At 71.6% G+C, this 20,092-nt stretch carries 16 protein-coding genes; 8 read left to right on the top strand and 8 right to left on the bottom strand.

Annotated features, from left to right (window positions below):
- Positions 1-17 precede the first annotated feature (17 nt).
- The 5 genes from K3554_RS00305 to phoU all read left to right on the top strand — a co-directional run bounded on the left by K3554_RS00305 (position 18) and on the right by phoU (position 5,342).
- Entirely contained in the window at positions 18-1,064 is a 1,047-nt protein-coding gene (locus tag K3554_RS00305; protein ID WP_259942207.1) for a substrate-binding domain-containing protein, read from the top strand.
- 112 nt (positions 1,065-1,176) lie between these two features.
- A complete protein-coding gene (gene pstC, locus K3554_RS00300; protein ID WP_259942205.1) occupies positions 1,177-2,553 on the top strand; it encodes a phosphate ABC transporter permease subunit PstC in 1,377 nt (458 codons plus the stop codon).
- A gap of 1 nt (position 2,554) precedes the next feature.
- Positions 2,555-3,844 carry a phosphate ABC transporter permease PstA gene (gene pstA / locus K3554_RS00295; protein ID WP_259942203.1) on the top strand — a complete coding sequence of 430 codons (1,290 nt, stop codon included), beginning with the start codon at positions 2,555-2,557 and terminating at the stop codon, positions 3,842-3,844.
- A gap of 20 nt (positions 3,845-3,864) precedes the next feature.
- Positions 3,865-4,641, top strand: a complete 777-nt coding sequence (gene pstB, locus K3554_RS00290; protein WP_259942202.1) for a phosphate ABC transporter ATP-binding protein PstB — start codon at positions 3,865-3,867, stop codon at positions 4,639-4,641.
- Positions 4,638-5,342 carry a phosphate signaling complex protein PhoU gene (phoU, locus tag K3554_RS00285; protein ID WP_259942201.1) on the top strand — a complete coding sequence of 235 codons (705 nt, stop codon included), beginning with the start codon at positions 4,638-4,640 and terminating at the stop codon, positions 5,340-5,342. Before pstB ends, phoU begins: the two co-directional genes overlap by 4 nt.
- 1 nt (position 5,343) lies before the next feature.
- Here phoU and K3554_RS00280 read toward each other — a convergent pair whose 3' ends face one another.
- The 4 genes from K3554_RS00280 to K3554_RS00265 all read right to left on the bottom strand — a co-directional run bounded on the left by K3554_RS00280 (position 5,344) and on the right by K3554_RS00265 (position 8,601).
- Entirely contained in the window at positions 5,344-5,847 is a 504-nt protein-coding gene (locus tag K3554_RS00280) for a type II toxin-antitoxin system YhaV family toxin (protein WP_259942199.1), read from the bottom strand.
- Positions 5,844-6,164 carry a type II toxin-antitoxin system PrlF family antitoxin gene (locus K3554_RS00275; RefSeq protein WP_259942197.1) on the bottom strand — a complete coding sequence of 107 codons (321 nt, stop codon included), beginning with the start codon at positions 6,162-6,164 and terminating at the stop codon, positions 5,844-5,846. The genes K3554_RS00280 and K3554_RS00275 overlap by 4 nt, the downstream gene beginning before the upstream one ends.
- A 218-nt stretch (positions 6,165-6,382) precedes the next feature.
- Complete coding sequence (locus K3554_RS00270; RefSeq protein WP_259942194.1) at positions 6,383-7,351, bottom strand: ParB/RepB/Spo0J family partition protein; 969 nt, start codon at positions 7,349-7,351, stop codon at positions 6,383-6,385.
- Complete coding sequence (locus tag K3554_RS00265) at positions 7,348-8,601, bottom strand: AAA family ATPase (protein WP_259942193.1); 1,254 nt, start codon at positions 8,599-8,601, stop codon at positions 7,348-7,350. The genes K3554_RS00270 and K3554_RS00265 overlap by 4 nt, the downstream gene beginning before the upstream one ends.
- Before the next feature lie 482 nt (positions 8,602-9,083).
- Between K3554_RS00265 and K3554_RS00260 the strand changes: the two genes are divergently transcribed.
- On the top strand, positions 9,084-10,118 hold the full coding sequence (locus tag K3554_RS00260) for a replication initiation protein (RefSeq protein WP_259942192.1): 1,035 nt from the start codon (positions 9,084-9,086) through the stop codon (positions 10,116-10,118).
- A 172-nt stretch (positions 10,119-10,290) separates the two neighbouring features.
- On the opposite strand, the gene K3554_RS00255 is transcribed toward K3554_RS00260, so the two are convergent.
- The 3 genes from K3554_RS00255 to K3554_RS00245 form a co-directional block, all read right to left on the bottom strand.
- Entirely contained in the window at positions 10,291-11,793 is a 1,503-nt protein-coding gene (locus K3554_RS00255; protein ID WP_259942191.1) for a trimethylamine methyltransferase family protein, read from the bottom strand.
- Entirely contained in the window at positions 11,790-14,177 is a 2,388-nt protein-coding gene (locus tag K3554_RS00250; protein ID WP_259942189.1) for an FAD-dependent oxidoreductase, read from the bottom strand. Before K3554_RS00250 ends, K3554_RS00255 begins: the two co-directional genes overlap by 4 nt.
- A 292-nt stretch (positions 14,178-14,469) precedes the next feature.
- Positions 14,470-14,880, bottom strand: coding sequence for an Lrp/AsnC family transcriptional regulator (locus K3554_RS00245; protein WP_259942187.1), 411 nt, complete (start codon positions 14,878-14,880; stop codon positions 14,470-14,472).
- A gap of 123 nt (positions 14,881-15,003) precedes the next feature.
- Here K3554_RS00245 and K3554_RS00240 point away from each other — a divergent pair, with 123 nt between their 5' ends.
- Positions 15,004-17,967, top strand: a complete 2,964-nt coding sequence (locus K3554_RS00240) for an L-glutamate gamma-semialdehyde dehydrogenase (protein ID WP_259942186.1) — start codon at positions 15,004-15,006, stop codon at positions 17,965-17,967.
- Between the two features lie 194 nt (positions 17,968-18,161).
- Positions 18,162-18,944 carry an SDR family NAD(P)-dependent oxidoreductase gene (locus K3554_RS00235; protein WP_259942185.1) on the top strand — a complete coding sequence of 261 codons (783 nt, stop codon included), beginning with the start codon at positions 18,162-18,164 and terminating at the stop codon, positions 18,942-18,944.
- Between the two features lie 3 nt (positions 18,945-18,947).
- Here K3554_RS00235 and K3554_RS00230 read toward each other — a convergent pair whose 3' ends face one another.
- Complete coding sequence (locus tag K3554_RS00230) at positions 18,948-20,036, bottom strand: PAS domain-containing protein (RefSeq protein WP_259942183.1); 1,089 nt, start codon at positions 20,034-20,036, stop codon at positions 18,948-18,950.
- Between the last annotated feature and the right edge of the window lie 56 nt (positions 20,037-20,092).

Genomic DNA, 20,092 nt, shown 5'->3' with positions numbered 1-20,092 from the left:
AAGCCACGGAGCGATCCATGACCCTCCTACGCCTCGCCGCCCTGCCCCTCGCCACCACGCTCGCCCTCGCCGGCGCAGCCGGGGCCCAGGGCCGAGACGCCATCCGCATCGTCGGTTCCTCGACGGTGTTCCCCTACACCCAGGCCGTCGCCGAGCAGTTCAGCAACGTCTCGGGCTTCGCCTCGCCCATCGTGGAGTCCACCGGCACCGGTGGCGGCATGAAGATCTTCTGCGAGGGGGTCGGCGCCAACACCCCCGACATCACCGGCGCGAGCCGCGCCATGAAGGCCTCCGAATACGAGCTGTGCCAGGCGGGCGGCGTCACCGACATCACCGAGGCGCTGATCGGCTTCGACGGCCTCTCGATCGCCCAGGCCCAGGCCAGCACCAACGCCTACGACCTCGGGCTGGACGACATCTACCTCGCCCTCGGCGCCCAGGTGCCCGTGGAGGGCGAGTGGGTCGACAACCCGTACCGGCGCTGGTCCGAGATCGACCCCGCGCTGCCCGACGCCGAGATCCTGGTCTACGGCCCGCCGCCCACCTCGGGCACCCGCGACGCCTTCGTGGAGCTGGCCATGCACGCCGGCTGCGAGATGCTGCCTTACGTCGAGGAGAACGGCTTCGACCACGAGTGGGTGGTCGAGAACTGCTCGCGCATGCGCACCGACGGGCCCTTCGTGGAGGCCGGCGAGAACGACAACCTGATCGTCCAGCGCCTGAACGCCGACCCCGACGCCCTGGGCATCTTCGGCTACTCGTTCCTCTTCGAGAACCTCGACACCCTGCAGGGCGTCACCATCGGCGGCACGGAGCCCTCGCCCGAGACCATCGCCGACAAGAGCTACCCGATCTCGCGGCCCCTCTACTTCTACGTCAAGAACGCCCACCGCGGCGTGATCCCGGGGCTCGACGAGTTCCTGGAGGAGTACATGGACGACGACGCCGTGGCCGAGGGCGGATACCTCTCGGAGCGCGGGCTGGTGCCGCTCGACGACGACGCGCTGGCGGCGCTGCAGGACGCGGTGCTCGACGCCGAGCCCATGGAGGCCCCGGCCCAGTGACCCCGGGCCAGTGACCCGGCCGCGCCGCCGTGCCCGCGAAATGGGCACACGGCCTTGACGCCCCCTCCGCCGCTCCCGCATGGGGGCGGCGGAACCCCGTCCAGGAGGCCCCATGACCGGCCTGGCCTTTCTCGTGCTCTTCCTCGCCGCCCTCGCGGGCTACGCGATGAACCGCCGCGCCGCCGCCGCGATCCGCGGACGCGGCGCCGCGCTGCACTCCCTTCCCGGCTCCCACGGCCTCTATGCGGCGCTCGGCACCCTCGTCCCCCTCCTGGTCCTGATCCTCGTCTGGCTCGGGCTGGAGGGCGCCGCGATCCAGTGGGCCACCCTCGGCGGCCTGCCCGACGGCACCCTCGACGGCCTCGGGGACGGCGAGCGCGCGCTCGTCCTTGCCGAGATCCAGAGCATCGCCGCGGGCCAGGTCTTCGGCACGCCCGAGCCGTGGAAGCTCGCCGCCGCCGAACGGCTCCAGTCGCTCCACGCCCTGTCCGGCTGGCTCCTGCTCGCCGCCACCGCCGCGCTCGCGGCCGTGCTCCTGTGGCGCTTCCGGCGCACCGTCGCCCCCGCCTTCCGCGCCCGCCACGGCGTGGAGCGCATCGTCTCGGGGCTGATGATCTTCTGCTCCGTGGTGGCGATCTTCACCACCGTGGGCATCGTCGCCGCGCTCCTCTTCGAGAGCATCCGCTTCTTCTCGATGGTGCCCGTCACCGAGTTCCTGTTCGGCACCAACTGGGAGCCGCAGATCCCGCTGCGCGCCGACCAGATCGCCGCCGAGGGCGCCTTCGGCTGGCTGCCCGTGATCCTGGGCACCCTCGTGATCACCGTGGTGGCCCTCGTGGTGGCGGTCCCCGTGGGCCTGATGTCGGCCATCTACCTCAACGAGTTCGCGCCCCGCGCCGTGCGGCAGGTCGCCAAGCCCGTGCTCGAGATCCTCGCCGGCGTGCCCACCGTCGTCTACGGCTTCTTCGCGATCCTCGTGGTGGCCCCCGCCCTGCGCTCCTCGGGGCAGGCCTTGGGCATCGACGTCGCCCCCAACACCGCGCTGGCCGCCGGCGGCGTCATGGGCATCATGCTGATCCCCTTCATCTCGTCGTTCGCCGACGACGCCCTCTCGGCCGTCCCCCGCGCCTTGCGCGACGGCGCCCTCGCTCTCGGCGCCACGCGGGCCGAGACGATGACGCAGGTGCTGTTCCCGGCCGCCATCCCCGGCATCGTCGGCGGCGTGCTCCTCGCCGTCAGCCGCGCCATCGGCGAGACCATGATCGTGGTCATGGCCGCCGGCCTCATGGCCCGCATGACTGTGAACCCGCTGGAATCCGTCACCACCGTCACCGTCCAGATCGTGACCCTGCTGATCGGCGACACCTCGTTCGACAACCCCAAGACCCTGGCCGCCTTCGCGCTCGGGCTCATGCTCTTCATCGTGACCCTAGCGATCAACGTGCTCGCCCTGCGCATCGTGCGCCGCTACCGCGAGGCCTACGACTGACATGACCGACGCCGCCGAGTCCGCCCCCGCCCGCACCACCACCGACGCCGTGCGCGCCTCGCTCGGGCGCCGCCACCGCCGGCAACGCACTCTCAAGGGCTTCGGCATCGCCGCCATCGCCTTTGCCTTCCTGATGCTGGCCCTGCTCGTCGGCTCGCTGGTCCTCTCGGGCTGGACCGCCTTCGTGGAGACGCGCCTCACCTACGAGGTCTTCCTCGACCCCGAGGAGATCGACCCCGCGCGCCTGCCCCGCGGTGGCTTCGACGACGTGGCCGAGGTCTCCCTCGCCGCCCTCCTCGGCGAGGACGGCACCGACCGCGCCACGAAGCGCGCCGTGGCCGAGATCCTCTCCGACGGCGCCCAGTTCCAGATCCGCGACATGGTGGTCGCCGACCCCTCGCTGATCGGCCAGACGGTGCGCGTGTCGGTCCCCGTCTCGGACCCCTTCGACCAGTTCGCCAAGGGCGCCATCGACCGCGACACCCCCGAGCGGAACCGCCGCGTCGACGACCGCGGCATCGCCTGGTTCGACACGCTGGAGGCGGCCGGCGCCGTCGAGCGCGGCTTCGCCTGGGGCCTCTTCACCAACGCCGACTCGCGCTTCCCCGAGCTGGCGGGCCTGCGCGGCGCCATCGTGGGCAGCGCTTGGGCGCTGCTGGTCTGCTTCCTGATCTCCTTCCCGCTCGGCATCGGCGCCGCGATCTACTTGGAGGAGTTCGCGCCCCGGAACCGCGTCTCGGACTTCATCGAGGTCAACATCAACAACCTCGCCGCCGTGCCCTCGGTGGTGTTCGGCCTGCTGGCCCTCGCCGTCTTCATCGGCTGGTTCGGCCTGCCCCGCTCCGCCCCCTTCGTGGGGGGCCTGACGCTGGCGCTGATGACCATGCCCACCATCATCATCGCCACCCGCGCCGCCCTCAAGGCCGTGCCCCCCTCGATCCGCGAGGCCGCCCTCGGCATCGGCGCCTCGCGCCATCAGGTCGTGTTCCACCACGTGCTGCCCCTCGCCATGCCCGGCATCCTCACCGGCACCATCATCGGCCTGGCGCAGGCCCTAGGCGAGACCGCGCCGCTGCTGCTCATCGGCATGAACGCCTTCATCACCTCGGCGCCCGCCACGCCGTTCGATCCCTCCACCGCCCTGCCCACTCAGATCTTCATCTGGGCCGACAGCCCCGAGCGCGGCTTCGTCAGCCGCACCTCGGCGGCGATCCTCGTGCTCCTGGGCTTCCTCGTGGCGATGAACGCCGTCGCCATCTTCCTGCGCTCCAAGTTCGAGCGCCGCTGGTGACCCTTCAGGAGACCGCCCCCGTGCCCGACACCGCGACCCCGGACATCAAGATCAGCGCCCGCGGCGTCGACGTCTTCTACGGCGCGACCCACGCCATCAAGGACGTCTCCGTCGAGATCGAGGACAAGACCGTCACCGCCTTCATCGGCCCCTCGGGCTGCGGCAAGTCCACGTTCCTGCGCTGCCTGAACCGCATGAACGACACCATCGACATCGCCCGCGTCGAGGGCGACATCCGCCTCGACGGCGAGGACATCTACGCCCGCGACATCGACCCGGTGCAGCTGCGCGCCCGCGTCGGCATGGTGTTCCAGAAGCCCAACCCCTTCCCGAAGTCGATCTACGACAACGTCGCCTACGGCCCCCGCATCCACGGCCTGGCCCACGGCAAGGCCGAGCTCGACGCCATCGTCGAGAAGTCCCTGCGCCGCGCGGCCCTCTGGAACGAGGTCAAGGACCGCCTCGACGCCCCCGGCACCGGCCTCTCGGGCGGCCAGCAGCAGCGCCTGTGCATCGCCCGCGCCGTGGCCACCTCGCCCGAGGTGCTGCTCATGGACGAGCCCTGCTCCGCGCTCGACCCCATCGCCACCGCGCAGGTCGAGGAGCTGATCGACGAGCTGCGCGAGCGCTTCTCGGTGGTGATCGTGACCCACTCCATGCAGCAGGCCGCGCGCGTCAGCCAGAAGACCGCGTTCTTCCACCTGGGCGACCTGGTGGAGTTCGGCGAGACCGGCGCGATGTTCACGGCGCCCTCGGACCCGCGCACCGAAAGCTACATCTCCGGGAGGATCGGATGACCCAACCCCGCCACATCGCCAGCGCCTTCGACCGCGACCTGAAGGCCATCAAGGGACAGGTCGCCGCCATGGGCGAGGCCGTCGCCGCCGCCATCGGGGACGCGGCCACCGCCTACGCCACCATGGACGCCGAGCTGGCCGCGCGCACCCGCGCCGGCGACAAGCGCATCGACGCCATGGAGGAGGCGATCAACGAGGAGGCCGCCAAGCTGATCGCCCTGCGCCAGCCCATCGCCACCGACCTGCGCACCGTGCTCGCGGTGTTCCGCATCTCCTCGGCCCTAGAGCGCATCGGCGACTACGCCAAGAACATGGCCAAGCGCACCGAGATCCTGATCGGCATGCCCCCGGCCGAGAACGCCCCCGCGCTGCGCCGCATGGCCCGCGAGGTCGAGGCGATGCTGCGCGACGTGCTCGACGCCTACGACCGCCGCGACGCCGACCTCGCGGCGCAGGTGCGCGCCCGCGACGAGGAGGTCGACCAGCTCTACAACGGCCTCTTCCGCGAGTACCTCACCTACATGATGGAGGACCCCCGCTCGATCACGGCCTGCATGCACATGCACTTCATGGCCAAGAACATCGAGCGCATGGGCGACCTGGTCACCGGCATTGCCGAGCAGATCATCTACCTCGTGACCGGCGAGATGCCGGCCGAGGAGCGCACCAAGGCCGACATGACGAGCGTGGCGGAGAAGTAGCCTACGGGCCGGGCGCGCGGCCCAGTCCCGCGCTGAACCGCTCCGACGCCGCCCCGGCCTCGCGCATCAGCGCGTCGAAGTCGTCGGGCGGCCGGCCGTTCTCCAGCATCCCCCGGAACGTCGCGTAGGCGTCGGTCCGGCTGCCGTAGGCGCGCTTCGTCGCCTCGTCGTTCACCCACGCCAGCACGATGATCCGCGCGCCGCTGTCGAAGCGGAAGAACAGGCGGTACTGCTGGAAGAACTTGGCCCGGAACCAGTGGCGGCGCCCGTCCCCGAGCGTCCCGCCCTGCCGGAACGCCGCGGCGCCCGGATCGGCCGGGATCGCGACGGTCGCCAACTTCAGGATCGCCGCCAGCCGCTTCGCGCAGTTCCGGCGGCGCCACCCCTCCGGATCGCGCGCCCGCCGGGCCTCCACCTCCTCGATCAGCGCCTCGAGCTGGTCGAGGAACAGGGGATGCGCGTAGATCGACCACCCACCGACCACCAGCGGCGGCGCGTCGGTCATTCGTCGTCTGGCGACAGCGGCGCGTCGAGGTCCACGTCCACATCCCCCACCAGCGCCTCGAGCCGGTCGCGCAGCGCTCCGTCGAAGGCCCGGAGCCGATCGGGACGGGCCCGGATATCGGCCTCGACCAGGTCGAGGAACGGCGCAAGCGCGGGATCGTCCTCCCCTGCCCGGACGGGCTCGATGTAGACCCGTCCGTCCTCCGCGGTGCGGTAGCGGATGCGGTCGCCCTTGCCGAGCTTCAGCTGCCGGCGCACTCCGGCGGGCACGGTCGTCTGGTACCGGTCGGTAAGCTTCGAGATGTCCTGCGCGATCACGGGGAGCCTCCGGCGAACGGGTCTGTTGCAACGTGCAACAGGTAATGCGTCTGCATTACCCGGTCAAGCCGGCCCACTCCGCGAACTGCGGCCCCCGTCTTCGTTCCGAAAATACCTCGGGGGAGGCGCCGAAGGCGGCGGGGGCAGAGCCCCCTCCCCCCGCAGCAACGTCGCACAGCCCATCGGGGCCCCGGATCGAGTCCGGGGCGGCCGGAAGGCTACGCCTTCCGCCCGAACTGCGCCTCAAGGAACATCTCGAACGCCGCCTCCAGGTCGGCCCGCCCCGCGGTATCGAGGAACTCTAGTTGGATCGTCCGGTTCATGCGCCGCATCTTCATCCCCCGCTGGTGGCGCGGCCCCTTGAACACCGTCTCCTTGCCCCGCCGGTCCGTGGGCTTGGCCACCACCGCGCGCAGGCGCCGCAGCACGGCGGCGGGGTCCAGCCCCTTGCCCTCGGCGGCGATCGCGCGCGCCTCCGCGAGGATCGCCTCGCGCTCCGGCCCGCGCCCGAGGTGAGGCTTCAAGCTGCGCGCATGGGCCTCCCGCACGTCGCGGATCGACCCGAACGCGGCCACGATCTCGTCGGGCAGCTTGGCGAGCTGCAGGTAGCGCGACAGCCAGGCGTCCGAGACCTCCAGCCGCTGCGCCATGTCGCGCTGGCGGCCGCCGTAGTAGAGCCGCAGCGCCTCGGCGTAGTCGCGCGCGCGCTCGTAGTCCGAGATATCCTCGCGGTCGCGGTTCTCGATGTCGGCGAGGCGGAACGCCTCCTCGTCCGTGAGGTCGCGCACCTCCACGAGGTACCGCATCTGCGGGAAGTTGTGCGCCCGCAGCCACGACACCGCGAAGTGCCGCCGCGCCCCGCACACGACCTCGTACGGCACCGCGTCGTCCCCGGTCGCCCGCACCACGGCGGGAAACTCCTGCCGGCCCTGGCTCTTGATGCCGTCGATCAGGTCGCGGCAGTTGTCCTCCGTCAGGAGCTCGTAGGCCCGGTTGTGGCGCGCCCACATGCGGCACTGGGCCGGGTCCACCCAGCGCAGCGTCTTCTCCTCGATCTCGCCCGACAGCCGCTCGCCCACCCGCGTGGAGCGCGCGAGGAAGCGGGCGCCCCCCCGGCCCTCCTTGGCGGGCGAGTCCCCCAGCCCCGACAGCACGTCGTCGAACACCGCATCGTGCCTCTTGCTCACAGCACGCCCTCCTTGCGCAGCGGCCCGTGGTGGCTGGGCCAGGTCTTGCGGATCAGCGTCTCCACCTCGCGCCCCACCGCGTCGAGATAGACGCGGCACCGCTTGTGGGTCTCGGTGCGCGTGCCCGGCCCCGTCATCTCGTAGACCGTCCCGAGGTTCGCGGTGGCGTTGTCGATCTCCGCCGAGTCCTTGAGGATGCTCGTGAGCATGTCCTGGGGGAAGACCGCGTCCATCATCCGCTTGATGGCCACGTGGGCGGACTTGCCGTCGTTCATCTTGGTGGCGAGGATCTTCACGAAGCTGTAGTCGCGCTGCCCCCCGTGGCGGGCGATCTCGCCCAAGGTCGCCCCCATCATCTTCAGGAAGTGCGCCGTCGAGGCGAAGTCGATGTTGTTGGGCGGCGCAGGGACGAGCAGCGCGGTCGCCGCGCGCAGGACCGACAGCGAGATCATCCCGAGCGCGGGCGGCGGATCGAGCAGGATCACGTCGAAGCCGCCCGCGATGCTGTCGACCCCCTCGCGCAGGCGGTCCAGCACCAGCGTCTGCTCGCGCGCCATTCGGGCCGCGAACTCGTACTCGGCATCGTAGAGCCCGAGGTTCGCGGGGATCAGCGCGATGCCCGGCCAGTATGTCGCCCGCAGCGCGTAGCGCAGGTCGCGCGGCCCCCCGTGGCGGAAGAACGGGTAGAGCGTGTCCTCGGTCTCGTCGACGTCCACGTCGGGGTTCAGCCCGAACATCGCCGTGGAGCTGGCCTGGCTGTCGCAGTCGATCACGCAGACTCGGTAGCCGCGCAGGGCGAGGTACTGGGCGAGGTGCGTCACCAGCGTGGACTTGGCCACGCCGCCCTTGAAGTTCTGGACCGCCAGAACGCAGGGCGGGTCGCCCTCGGCGCGCCAGGGGCGGGTGCCGAACACGTCGCGCATCCGGTTCACGTCCGCGAGGGAGTAGCCGAGCCGCCGTCCCGTCTCGGGGTTCTTCTCGGGCTCGGGCAGGCGCCCGTCCCCTTCCGCGTCGCGGATCGCCTTCTCGGTGCGCCCCGCCATCTCCGCGGCCGTGCGCACGTTGAAGCTGAGGTCCAGCCGCTTCGCCGTGCCCGGCGCATAGAGCCGCTCGCGCAGGCGGTCGATCACCACCTCCGCACGCCGCGCGATGCGGTCCAGCTCCTCGAGCCCCACCGTGTCCATGTCCTGCTCCGCCCGTATTTTTTCCACAGGATGCGGGGCGGTGGCGCCGGCGGCAAGTGCGAACATGGGCGTGAGGGGGCCGGAAAACCGGAAGCCGACGCACGGAGGCCACAGGTGCGAACGTCGCCGTGGGCCGGGCCGGGGCCACGGGCACCCTGCCCCGAATCCCCAGCGAAGCGAACCCCCGCGGTTCAGTGTTCTGGGATTCCCTGTTCTCGGGCCCCAACCCCCTGCCCCGTTTAGGCAAATCGCCCCATTCCTTACGCCTCGGGTGCGATGGCCTACGTCCGGGGTGCGCTGGCGCTACGCCTCGGGTGCGAGGGCTTACGTTTCGGGCGCCAACCGACTCGGGGCCTGTGGAAAACCCCTGTATGGGCACGAATCGGGAGCGTTCCGGAGTCAAGACGTTTCACTTTGCGCCCCTCCACCGCGCGCACCCACCCGATTTGTAAGCTTACGTTCAGGGTTCCCCGGACCCGCTGGACGGACCGCCTCCCGCCCGATACGTTACGCGCAACGCTTACGCATGTAAGGGACGCGCGTATCCCATGGCCGACCTGAAGCCCTACCGCACCCTCGACGCCCGCCCCTCGGCGGACACCTTGGTGAAGCCCGGCGAGCTGGTGGACGTGGTCGAGGTCACGCCCCTCACCCTCGCCGACCGGCGCATCTACAACCTCCTGCTCGAGAACGCCTGGGACAGCATCGACCGCCCCGTCACCCACGTGATCGCCAAGTCGCTCCTGCGCGGCTCGCACAACTCCAACGACCGCATCGGCCCCTCTCTGGAGCGGCTCATGTCCGCGATTGTGCGCGTCGAGGTCGTCTGGGACGGCGAGCCGGCGGTGGAGCGCGTGCAGCTCCTCGGGGGCAACGTTGAGACCCACCGCTCCGATGGCATGCTGGAATACGAGATCCCCGCGCGCCTGCGCCGCATCATCGCCAACTCCACCGTGTTCGCGCGGCTCCAGCGCGAGGTTATGTTCGCGCTGACCTCGAAGTACGCGCTCACGCTCTACGAGATGGTGCAGAAGCGCGGCAACCTGCGCTGGCGCTCCTCGGAGCGGTTCACCCTCGATGAGCTGCGCGGCATCCTCGGCGTGCCCAAGGGCAAGCTGGCCTCCTGGTCCAACCTCAAGCTCCGCGCCATCGACCCCGCCGTGGCCGAGGTGAACGCCCTGTCGGACTACGTGGTCGAGATCGCCCCCATCAAGTCCGGCCGCCGCGTCACGCACGTGGAGCTGCGCTGGTGGAAGAAGGACGGCGAGGGCCATGCCGCCGCCTCGCGCGAGCTGGCCTTCTCCAAGGTCGGCCGCAAGGAGCGCACCCAAGAGCCACCTGCCCCGCCGCCGCCCGCGCCCGGCGACGCGCCGCTCCGCCCCCGCCCCGCCTGGCTCGACTCCAAGGGCGCTCCGCTCCGCTCCGAGACCTACGAGACCGCCCGCATGCGCCACCCGGGCTACGACATCTACCACGTCGAATCGGAATGGCGCGCGTGGTCCGAAGGCAAGGGCGAGACCGTCGACCCGGACCGCGCGTTCCTCGCGTTCTTCCGCACGTTCGCGGAACGGCACCCGATCTGACACGAAGGGTCACCCCCGACCCGATCCGGGGTTTCGTGACGTCGCGCGACGAAGGGGCTCTGCCCCCGGCGCTACGCGCCTCCCCCGAGGTACTTATGGCAAGATGAGGGGGGTCCGTTGGCAACCCCCTGCCCTACTTAGGAAATCGTCGAATTTGCCGACTGGCAAAACTTCAGCTCTCCGGCGGAGCGCCCCCCTCCTCCGTCCGCCGGGCCACGAAATCGTCCAGCGCACCCTGCCGGTCGCCCAGCATCGCCGCCTCCGGCTCGGCGAGCACCGCCTTCCACACGTCGGTCGCCCGCGCCTCGGCGTCGCGCCCGCCGCGCTCGGTCCACGTCCCGAAGTTCGAGAAGTCGTGGAGGATCGGTGCGTAGAACTCGGTGGCATACCGCCGCATCGTCTGCCCGGCGGCGAAGAAGTGCCCCTGCGGCGCGACCTCGGCCAGCGCGTCCAGCCCGATCGCCTCGTCGGAAGCATCGACCGGCGCGCAGAGCTCGGCCACCATCTGCAGCACCTCGACGTCCACCACGAGCTTCTCGTAGCCCACCGTCAGCCCGCCTTCGAGCCAACCTGTCGAATGCAGCGTCGTGGTCGCCCCCGCGAGCAGGCAGCCCCACAGCCCCATCTGGTTCTCGTTCGCCCCCTGCGCGTCCGCGAGATTGGATGCCGATCCGGCCGCGCAGCGCCACGGCAGCCCCGTGCGCCGGGCGAGCTGGCCCGCCAGCAGCGAGGCCTTCACATGCTCCGGCGTCCCGAAGGCCGGCGCGCCGGACTTCATGTCCACGTTCGACGTGAACGTCCCGTACATCACCGGCGCCCCTGCCCGCGCACATTGCGTCAGCGCGATCCCCGCCAGCGCCTCGGCGTGGCTGAGGGTCATGGCTCCCGCCACGGTGATCGGCGCCATCGCCCCCATCAGCGTGAACGGCGTCATCACCGTCACCTGCTTGTGCCGCGCGAAGTCGATCAGCCCCTGCGCCATGGGTATGTCCAGCGTGCGCGGCGAGTTCGAGTTGATGACCCCCCAGCAATGCACGCCGCCATGGAACGCCTCGTCCGACAGGCCCCGGGCCAGCGCCACCATCTCGAAGCTGTCCTCCACCTGCGGGCGCCCCCGCGCGTAGACGTTGGGCACCTTGTCCGAGAGGCGCATCTGCGCGTCCATCGCGAAGTAATGTCGGAGGTGGACCGGCACGTCCTGCGGCTCCACGATCGGCGCGTGGAGGTGCAGCACGTCGAAGTGGTGCACCAGCCGGATCAGCTCGCGGTAGTCGCGCGCGGTGCCGGGGCGCCGCCCCCGCTCGCGGTCGGTGGCGTGGGGCGTGCCCGACGCGGGCATGAAGGTCAGCGCGCCCGGCGACCAGTCCACGTCGCGCGCCGGTGTCCCCCCGTGCAGACGGATCGCCTTCGGCGCCGAGGCCAGCGCCGCCGCCACGATGTCGCGCCCGATCCAGACCATGTCCTCCTCGACCCGCGCGCCGGCCTTCGCGAACAGCGCGCGCGCCTCGGGCAGCAGCACGCGGAGCCCGAGGTCCTCGAGCACCGTCAGCGCCGCCTCGTGGATCGCCTCCAACCGGTCGTCGGAGACGACGGACATGGGCGGGAACGGGTTGCGGAGCCGGCGGTAGTTCACCTCCCGGACGACGTCCGCCTTGGCGCCGCGTCCGCGCCTCACGCGCGCATCCTCGCGCCCGCGGGATCGTGCGGGCTGGACGGGATCACCTCGGCGGGGCACTCGCGGCCCACCACGTGCACCGAGAGCGCGGTGCCCGGGGTGGCGGCGTCCGCCTCGACCATCGCCATGGCGAGGCTGCGCCGGACCGTGTGCCCGAAGCCGCCCGAGGTCACGAAGCCCACCATGCGCCCGTCCCGCCAGACCGGCTCGTAGCCCGCCGCGTCCGCATCCGGGGAGTCGACCGCCAGCGTCACCACGCGGCGCGCCGGGTTCTCGCCCTCGGCCGCGGCCTTGCCGCGGAAGTCCTTGGACCAGTCGACGAAGCGGTCCAGGCCGGTCTCGGCGGCGGTATAGCCTTGCGTGAACTCGCGGCTCCAAATGCCGAACGACTTCTCCAACCGGAGTGAGTTGAGCGCCTCGTAGCCGATCTCGCGGATGCCGTGCGCGGCGCCGGCGCGCAGGAGCGTGCGGCGCAGGGCCACGTGCTCCGAGGCGCGGCAGTGGATCTCGTAGCCGAGCTCGCCGGTGACCGAGAGGCGGCCCACCTTGGCGCGGACCAGCCCGACGTCGAGCGTGCCGCAGCCCATGAAGGGCAGGGCGGTGACGTCGCCCTCGGTGGCCTCCTGCAGGATGGCCCGCGAGGCGGGGCCGTTCAGCGAGAAGCCCACCACGTCGTCGGAGATGTCGCGCACCAGCCCGCGCCCGCCGTGGGCGTCGAACCAGCGCATGTGCCACTCGCGCAGGTAGTAGGACCCCATAATCCACCAGGTGCCTTCGTCCCAGCGGAACACCGTCAGGTCGCCCTTGAGCCGTCCGTCCTCGGCCAGCATCGGGGCGAGGCGCGCGCGGCCCGCATTGGGCAGGCGGCAGGCCAGCAGCCCGTCGAGCCACGCTTCGGCGCCGTCGCCCGAGACCTCGAAGCGCGAGAAGCCGGTGATGTCGAGCAGGCCACAGGCCTCGCGCACCGCCGCGCATTCCTCGGTCACGAACGGGGTCGCGTCGGGGCGGTGGAGGCTCGGCGTCTCCTCGAAGCCATCCGGGGCGAAGTAGCGCGGCACCTCCAGCCCGAAGCTCGCGCCCCAGCGGGCGCCCGCGGCCGTCATGGCGTCGTGGGCAGGCGCCATCTTCAGGGGCCGTCCCGCCGGAAGCTGCTCGTTGGGGTAGGTCATCACGAAGCGGCGGGCGTAGAACTGGCCCGTGGTCTGGCGGATGTACTCGCGGTTCGCCGCGAAGTCCCCGTAGCGGGCGACGTCCATGCCGAACACGTCCGCCTCGGGCTCGCCCTCCACGATCCACTCGGCGAGGCTCTTGCCCACGCCGCCCCCTTGCAGGAACCCCGCCATCACCGCGCAGGCGCACCAGTAGCCGGGCAGGCCGCGCACGGGGCCGACGAGGGGGTTCCCGTCGGGCGAGAAGGTGAAGGCGCCATGGACCCAGTTGCGGATGCCGACCCGCTCCAGCACCGGGTAGCGGTGGAAGGCGTGGGCCAGCTCCGCCTCGATGCGGTCGGGGTCCTCCTGCAGCAGCTCGATGCCGTAGCTCCAGGGCGCGCCGTCCATCATCCAGTGCCGCGGGTTCAGCTCGTAGACGCCGACCAGCATGCCCTTCTGGTCCTGCCGCGTGTAGGTGAAACCCTCGAGGTCCACGATCATCGGCACCTCGCCGTCCCAGGCGGCGATCTCGGGGATGGTCTCGGTCAGCAGGTAGTGGTGCGACAGGGGGGCCACGGGCAGCTCCAGCCCCACCATGCGGCCCATCTGCTTGGCCCAGAGGCCGGCGGCGTTCACCACGTGCTCGCACATGATGTCGCCCCGCTCGGTCACGACGCGCCAGCCCTCGGGGGTCTGGTGCAGCTCCAGCACGCGGTTGTGCTCGATGACCGTCGCGCCCCGGTTCTTCGCGGCGCGGGCGTAGGCGTGGACGGTGCCGGTGGTGTCGACGTAGCCCTCGCGGTCCGACCACATGCCGCCGAGGATGCCGTCGACGTTGAGGACGGGGGAGGCGGCGGCGCATTCGGCGGGACTCATCAGGCGCACGTCGTCGATGCCGATGCTCTGGAAGGTGCGGTAGGCCGATTGGAGCCATTCCCAGCGGTCGGGCGTGGCGGCGAGGGTGATGCCGCCGGTCATGTGGAGGCCGACGTCCTGGCCGGACTCGGCGCCGATCTCGCCGAGGAGGTCGATGGTGTAGCTCTGGAGCTTGGCGATGTTGGGGTCGGCGTTCAGGGCGTGGATGCCGCCCGCCGCGTGCCACGAGGAGCCGGCGGTGAGCACGTCGCGCTCCACCAGCGCGCAGTCGGTCCAGCCGAGCTTCGCCAGGTGGTAGAGCACGGAGGCGCCGACGACGCCCCCTCCGACGACGACGACGCGGTAATGTGTGTTCATGGCTTCCCTCTCCCTCCGGGGAGGGTCGCGGCGATTCGCGGGCGGGTCGCTTCCGGTTGCGGCGCGGGGTGGTCGGTTTTCGACACCGGTGAACGGGGGCGGGGCGGGGGTTTTGCCAGTCGGCAAATTCTGGGTTTTCCGTGATGGGGCAATGGGTTGCGAGTGGACCCCCCGCGGGACACGCCCCGGACTTGATCCGAGGTCTCCGGCCGCCGACGGCGCTGTCGTGGCGGAGCTAAGCGCCCGTGGCGAGCAGAGGTCCCGGCTCAGGGCCGGGGCGGGGCGCGCGGGGCTATAGCGTGTTGAGCAGGAGGTTCGACTGCGTGGACACGACCCCCGGTACCGCCTGCACCGCCCGCAGCACCGCGTCGAACGCCGGCAGGGTCGCCGCGCGGATCTCGGCCACGAAGTCGTACTTGCCGTTGGTCGTATGGAGCGCGTGGATCTCGGGGATCGCGCGTAAGGAATTCACGAGGCGGGGGGCGGGGATGCCGGCGACCTCGACGAGCATCACGGCGCGGACGCCCTCGCCGGGGCCCTCGCGCAGGGTGAAGCCCTGGATCGCGCCCGCCTCCTGCATCCGGTCGATACGCGCCTGAACCGTGCCGCGCGTGCGCCCGACGATGGCGGCGAGCTTGGCCACGGGCGCGCGGGCGTCGCGGCGCAGGAGCGCGAGGAGCTGGCGGTCGAGGTCGTCGGGCATGGCCGGGCAATCCGCTGGATCGGTGCGCGCAGGTTGTGCGAAAGATCGGGCAGATCGCAAGCACGTTGCGACTGTTCGCGCAGGCGGGATGCGGAGCACACTGGCGCCCGAGGAGACACGCCCATGCAAGCCTTCGCCGCCCCCTACGCCCCCGCCGACGAGACCGTGGTCCCGAAGCTGGTCGCGCGCGCCACCCTCGATGCCGAGGCGGAGGCTCGCGTCGATGCGCGCGCCCGCGCGCTGGTGCTCGCCATCCGCAAACACGCGGGCAAGCTGGGCGGGCTGGAGGACTTCCTGCGCGACTACGGCCTCAGCACCAAGGAGGGGCTGGCGCTGATGGTCATGGCCGAGGCGCTGCTGCGGGTGCCGGACGCCGAGACGCAGGACGCGCTGATCGAGGACAAGATCGGGGCGGGCGACTGGTCGCACATGGCGCCCTCGGAGACGTGGTTCGTGTCGGCGGCCACCTGGGGGCTGGGGCTGTCGACGCGCATCGTGCGGCCCGGCGAGTCGCCCCACGGCATCCTCGCGCAGACCACGAAGCGGATCGGCGCGCCCGCGGTGCGCACGGGCGTGCGGCAGGCGATGCGCTTCCTCGGGCATCAGTTCGTCTTGGGGGAGACCATCGAGGCGGCTCTGAAGCGGGCCAAGGGGGCCGAGGACAAGGGCGACCGGCATTCCTACGACATGCTGGGCGAGGGCGCGCGGACGTGGGACGACGCGCGGCGCTATGCGAAGTCCTACGCCGACGCGATCACCGCCATCGGGCGCGCGGCGGGCAACAAGCCGCTGCCGCAGCGGCCGGGCATCTCGGTGAAGCTGTCGGCGCTCCACCCCCGCTACGAGGCGCGCAACCGCGAGAACGTCCTGCGGGAGCTGGTGCCCGTGGTGCTGGAATTGGCGCAGGCGGCGCGCTCGTATGACCTCAACTTCACCGTGGACGCCGAGGAGCAGGAGCGGCTGGAGTTGTCGCTCGACGTCGTCGCCGCCGTGTTCGAGGACGATTCCTTGCGTGACTGGGACGGCTTCGGGCTGGCCGTGCAGGCCTACGCCAAGCGCGCGCTCCCCGTCATCGACTGGGTCGCGGACCTGGCGGAGGCCCACGGCGCGCGGATGATGGTGCGGTTGGTGAAGGGCGCCTACTGGGACGCCGAGGTCAAGCACGCGCAGATGGAGGGGCAGGGGGACTTCCCGGTCTTCACCCGCAAGCCTGCCACGGACGTCAGCTTCCTCGCCTGCGCGCGGCGGATGCTGGAGCGGCGCGACGTGCTGTTCCCGCAGATCGCCACCCACAACGCGCTGACGGTCGCGGCGGTGCTGGAGATGGCGGACGCCTCCGGGGACCGCGCGGGCTTCGAGTTCCAGCGCCTGCACGGCATGGGCGAGGCGCTCTACGAGGCGGTGCGCTCCGAGGGCGTGGCCTGCCGGGTCTACGCGCCCGTGGGCGGGCACCGGGACCTGCTGGCCTACCTCGTGCGGCGGCTTCTGGAGAACGGGGCGAACTCGTCGTTCGTGGCGAAGGTGGGGGACCGCAAGGTGCCGATCGCGGAGCTGCTGGAGCGCCCCGCCACGCAGCTCGGGGACGCGGTGCGGCACGGGAAGATCCCGCTGCCCTCCGCGATCTTCGCGCCCCGGAAGAACTCGGTGGGAATGACGTTCGGGGACCGCAAGGCGCTGGCGAAGCTGGTGGCGGCGATGCGCAAGGCCCCGGCGCCCGAGGCGGTGGCCGAGATGGCCCCGGGCGACGTGGACCGGGCGATGCGCCGGGCGCAGGCGGCGTTCGCGGCGTGGCGCGACCGGCCCGTGGTGGAGCGGGCGGGGGCGCTGCGACGGGCGGCCGACCTCCTGGAGGCGCGGCGGGCGCATCTCATGGCAGTGCTGGCCCGCGAGGCGGGCAAGACGATCGACGATGGCGTGGCCGAGGTGCGCGAGGCGGTCGACTTCCTGCGCTACTACGCGGACGAGGCCGAGCGGCTGTTCCGGGTCCACCCGCTGCCGGGCCCCGCGGGCGAGGAGAACGTCTACGCGGTGCGGGGCAGGGGGGTCTGGCTGGCCGTCGCGCCGTGGAACTTCCCGCTCGCCATCTTCCTCGGGCAGGTCGCGGCGGCCTTGGCGGCGGGCAACGCGGTGGTGGCCAAGCCCGCGCCGCAGACGCCGGCCATCGGGAAGCTCGCCGTGGCCCTGCTGCATGAGGCGGGGGTGCCCGAGGATATCTGCGTGTTCGCGCCGGGCGTGGCCGAGCTGGGGCAGGCGCTGGTCGAGCATCCCCTCGTGGCGGGCGTGGCCTTCACCGGGTCCGACCCCACGGCGCGGCGGATCAACCGGACGCTGGCGGGCAAGGACGGGCCGATCGTGCCGCTGATCGCCGAGACGGGCGGCGTGAACGCGATGATCGCGGATGCGACCGCGCTGCCGGAGCAGGTGGCGGACGCGGTGGTGATGAGCGCCTTCCGCTCGGCGGGGCAGCGATGCTCGGCCTGCCGCATCCTCTACGTGCAGGAGGACGTGGCGGACCGGATCGTGGCGATGATCGAGGGCGCGGCGGCGACCTTGCACGTGGGCGACGGGATGGACCCGGCGACGGACGTCGGGCCGATCATCGACGACGCGGCGCTGGCGCGGCTGGAGGAGTACGTCGCGGGGCGGCGCGTGCGCTTCCGCGCCGAGGCGCCCGAGGGGCGGTTCATGGGGCCCGTCATCGTGGAGCTGGACGAGGGGGAACGGCTCGAACAGGAGGTTTTCGGGCCCGTCCTGCACGTCAAGCGGTTCCGGCCCGAGCGGCTGGGGGCGGTGCTGGAGGAGATCGACGCCACGGGCTACGGGCTGACCTTCGGGCTGCATAGCCGCATCGACACGCGCATCCGGGACGTCTGCGCGCGGGTGGGGGCGGGCAACGTCTACGTGAACCGCAACCAGATCGGGGCGATCGTGGGGAGCCAGCCGTTCGGGGGGCGGGGGCGCTCTGGGACCGGGCCGAAGGCGGGCGGGCCGCTGTACCTGACACGGTTCGTGGAGGAGCGGGTGGTGTCGACGGACACGACGGCGGCGGGGGGGAATGCCTCGCTGATCGCGATGGGGGACGGGTAGGGAGGCGCGCCACGCGCCCCGGGCTCGACCCGGGGCCTCTGGTTGGGGTTGGTGCTGCCACTCCGGAGGGAAGCAAGAGTGGTGAGCCGAGGCCCCGGATCAGGTCCGGGGCGTGTGATGCGGGGGGCTTCCGGGCCGCCCCTCTTGCGGATGGGGCCGACCCCCGCGAGGGTGCGCCGAAAAGGAGCCTCGCCATGACCAACCCCCACGCGCCCGACCTCTCGGGAACCGTCGCCCTCGTCACCGGTGCGAGCCGGGGGATCGGGGAGGCTGCGGCGCGGCACTTGGCGGCCTGCGGCGCGGCGGTGGTGCTGGCGGCGCGGTCGGAGCGGGATATCGAACGCATCGCGAGCGAGATCGCGGCGGCGGGGGGGACGGCCTCGGCGGTGGCCTGCGACGTGGCGGACGGCGCGTCGGTCGAGGCGGCCGTGCGCCATGCGGTGGAGACCCACGGGCGGCTCGACGCGCTGGTCAACAACGCGGGCCTGATCGAGCCGATCGGGCGGCTAGCGGAGATCGACCCCGCCGCTTGGGCGAAGGTGATCGACGTGAACCTCAAGGGCGTGTTCCTCGGGCTGCGCCACGCGCTGCCGGTGATGCTGGAGCAGGGGGGCGGCACGATCGTCAACGTCTCGTCGGGCGCGGCGCACCGGGCGCTGGAGGGGTGGTCGCACTACTGCGCCTCGAAGGCGGGCGTGCTGCGGCTGACCGAGGCGGCGCAGGTCGAGTACGGGGACCGGGGCATCCGCTCGCTGGGCATGTCGCCGGGCACGGTGGCGACGGAGATGCAGCGGAGCATCAAGCGCTCGGGGCTGAACCCGGTGAGCGAGCTGGACTGGGAAGCGCACATCGGCCCCGAGTGGCCGGCGCGGGCGATCGCGTTCCTGCTGACCCCCGCCGCCGACGCTTGGCTGGGCCGGGACTTCACGCTGAAGACCCCCGAGGAGCGGGCGGCGATGGGGATGCCGGAGCGGTAGGGCCTAGACCGCCTCGGCGAAGTCGAGGTGGACCACGGTGCCGTGCTCCGAGGAGGACACGGTGAGGTCGCCCGCGAGGTTGCCGATCATGGCGGCGACGATGCTGCCGCCCAGCCCCGAGTGGTGGCCCTCGGAGCGGGTGTCGAGGGTCTCGCCGGCGGCGTCCTGCGCCTCGGCGCGGCGGCGCTGCGCCTCGACCGACGGCGAGCCCTTGGGCCACTGCGAGCCTTCGGGCATGCCGACGCCGTCGTCCTCGACGGTCAGGCGCAGCTTGCCACGGGTCTGGCGGGTGAAGCGCACGTGGATCACGCCCTCGGCGCGGCCCGCGAAGGCGTGTTCCAGGGCGTTGGTGATGAGCTCGGTCAGGATCAGGCCGAGGCGCGCACCGACCTCGACGGGAAGCTCCACCTCGTCGCAGGAGACGTTGACGCGGATCGCGGCGCGCCCGTCCAGGGCGGCGATCGTGTTGGCGACGCGGCTGAGGTAGGCGCCCGCGGGCAGGGTGTCGCTGTCGCGGCCGACGATGCCGGCGGGCGAGAGCTCCTCGTAGAGCAGGGCGAGGCTCTGGACCCGGTGGCTGAGGGCCTCGAAGCTCTCGCGGGTCACGTCGCTCTTGGACTGCATGCGGATCAGGCTGACCACCATCGAGAGATGGTTCTTCACCCGGTGCTGCAGCTCGCGCAGCATCTGCAGGCTCTGGGTGCCGATCGAGCTGTCCTGGTCGTCGATCCCGCCGCGGATCTCGCTCTGGATGCCGAGGAAGGCGTGGACCTCGCCGTCCTCGTCGCGCAGGGGCGCGATCACGACGCGGTTCAGGAACTTCGTGCCGTCGGCCTTCTGGTTGAGGATGTCGACCGTCACCTCGCGGCGTTCCGCGATGGCCTCGCGCAGGACGCGGCGGGTCTCGGGGTCGGTCTCGTCGCATTGCAGGAAGCGGCAGTTCTGCCCGATGGCCGCGTCGCGGTTGTAGAGCGTGGAGCGCTCGAACGCGTCGTTCACGAACACCAGCGGGTTGTCCGGCAGGCCGGGGTCCGAGAGGACCATGGCCACCGGATTGTTCTTGATGCTGTCCTGGATCGCCTTGCTTCGCATGCGCGGGAAACTGGCGCGGCGTTTTCGGGTGCGCAAGACCGATCTTGCGCGATCCC

This window comes from Jannaschia sp. W003, from assembly GCF_025144335.1.
Lineage (GTDB): Bacteria > Pseudomonadota > Alphaproteobacteria > Rhodobacterales > Rhodobacteraceae > Jannaschia.
Note: the sequence above shows the minus strand (reverse complement) of the source record. Positions and strands in the feature narration are given on the sequence as shown.

Coding starts and splice junctions, on each gene's coding strand:
- K3554_RS00240 (WP_259942186.1), top strand. CDS start 15,004: ATGCAAGCCTTCGCCGCCCCCTACGCCCCCGCCGACGAGACCGTGGTC.
- K3554_RS00230 (WP_259942183.1), bottom strand. CDS start 20,036: ATGCGAAGCAAGGCGATCCAGGACAGCATCAAGAACAATCCGGTGGCC.
- phoU (WP_259942201.1), top strand. CDS start 4,638: ATGACCCAACCCCGCCACATCGCCAGCGCCTTCGACCGCGACCTGAAG.
- K3554_RS00280 (WP_259942199.1), bottom strand. CDS start 5,847: ATGACCGACGCGCCGCCGCTGGTGGTCGGTGGGTGGTCGATCTACGCG.
- K3554_RS00265 (WP_259942193.1), bottom strand. CDS start 8,601: ATGTTCGCACTTGCCGCCGGCGCCACCGCCCCGCATCCTGTGGAAAAA.
- K3554_RS00305 (WP_259942207.1), top strand. CDS start 18: ATGACCCTCCTACGCCTCGCCGCCCTGCCCCTCGCCACCACGCTCGCC.
- K3554_RS00235 (WP_259942185.1), top strand. CDS start 18,162: ATGACCAACCCCCACGCGCCCGACCTCTCGGGAACCGTCGCCCTCGTC.
- K3554_RS00245 (WP_259942187.1), bottom strand. CDS start 14,880: ATGCCCGACGACCTCGACCGCCAGCTCCTCGCGCTCCTGCGCCGCGAC.
- K3554_RS00250 (WP_259942189.1), bottom strand. CDS start 14,177: ATGAACACACATTACCGCGTCGTCGTCGTCGGAGGGGGCGTCGTCGGC.
- pstC (WP_259942205.1), top strand. CDS start 1,177: ATGACCGGCCTGGCCTTTCTCGTGCTCTTCCTCGCCGCCCTCGCGGGC.
- pstA (WP_259942203.1), top strand. CDS start 2,555: ATGACCGACGCCGCCGAGTCCGCCCCCGCCCGCACCACCACCGACGCC.
- K3554_RS00260 (WP_259942192.1), top strand. CDS start 9,084: ATGGCCGACCTGAAGCCCTACCGCACCCTCGACGCCCGCCCCTCGGCG.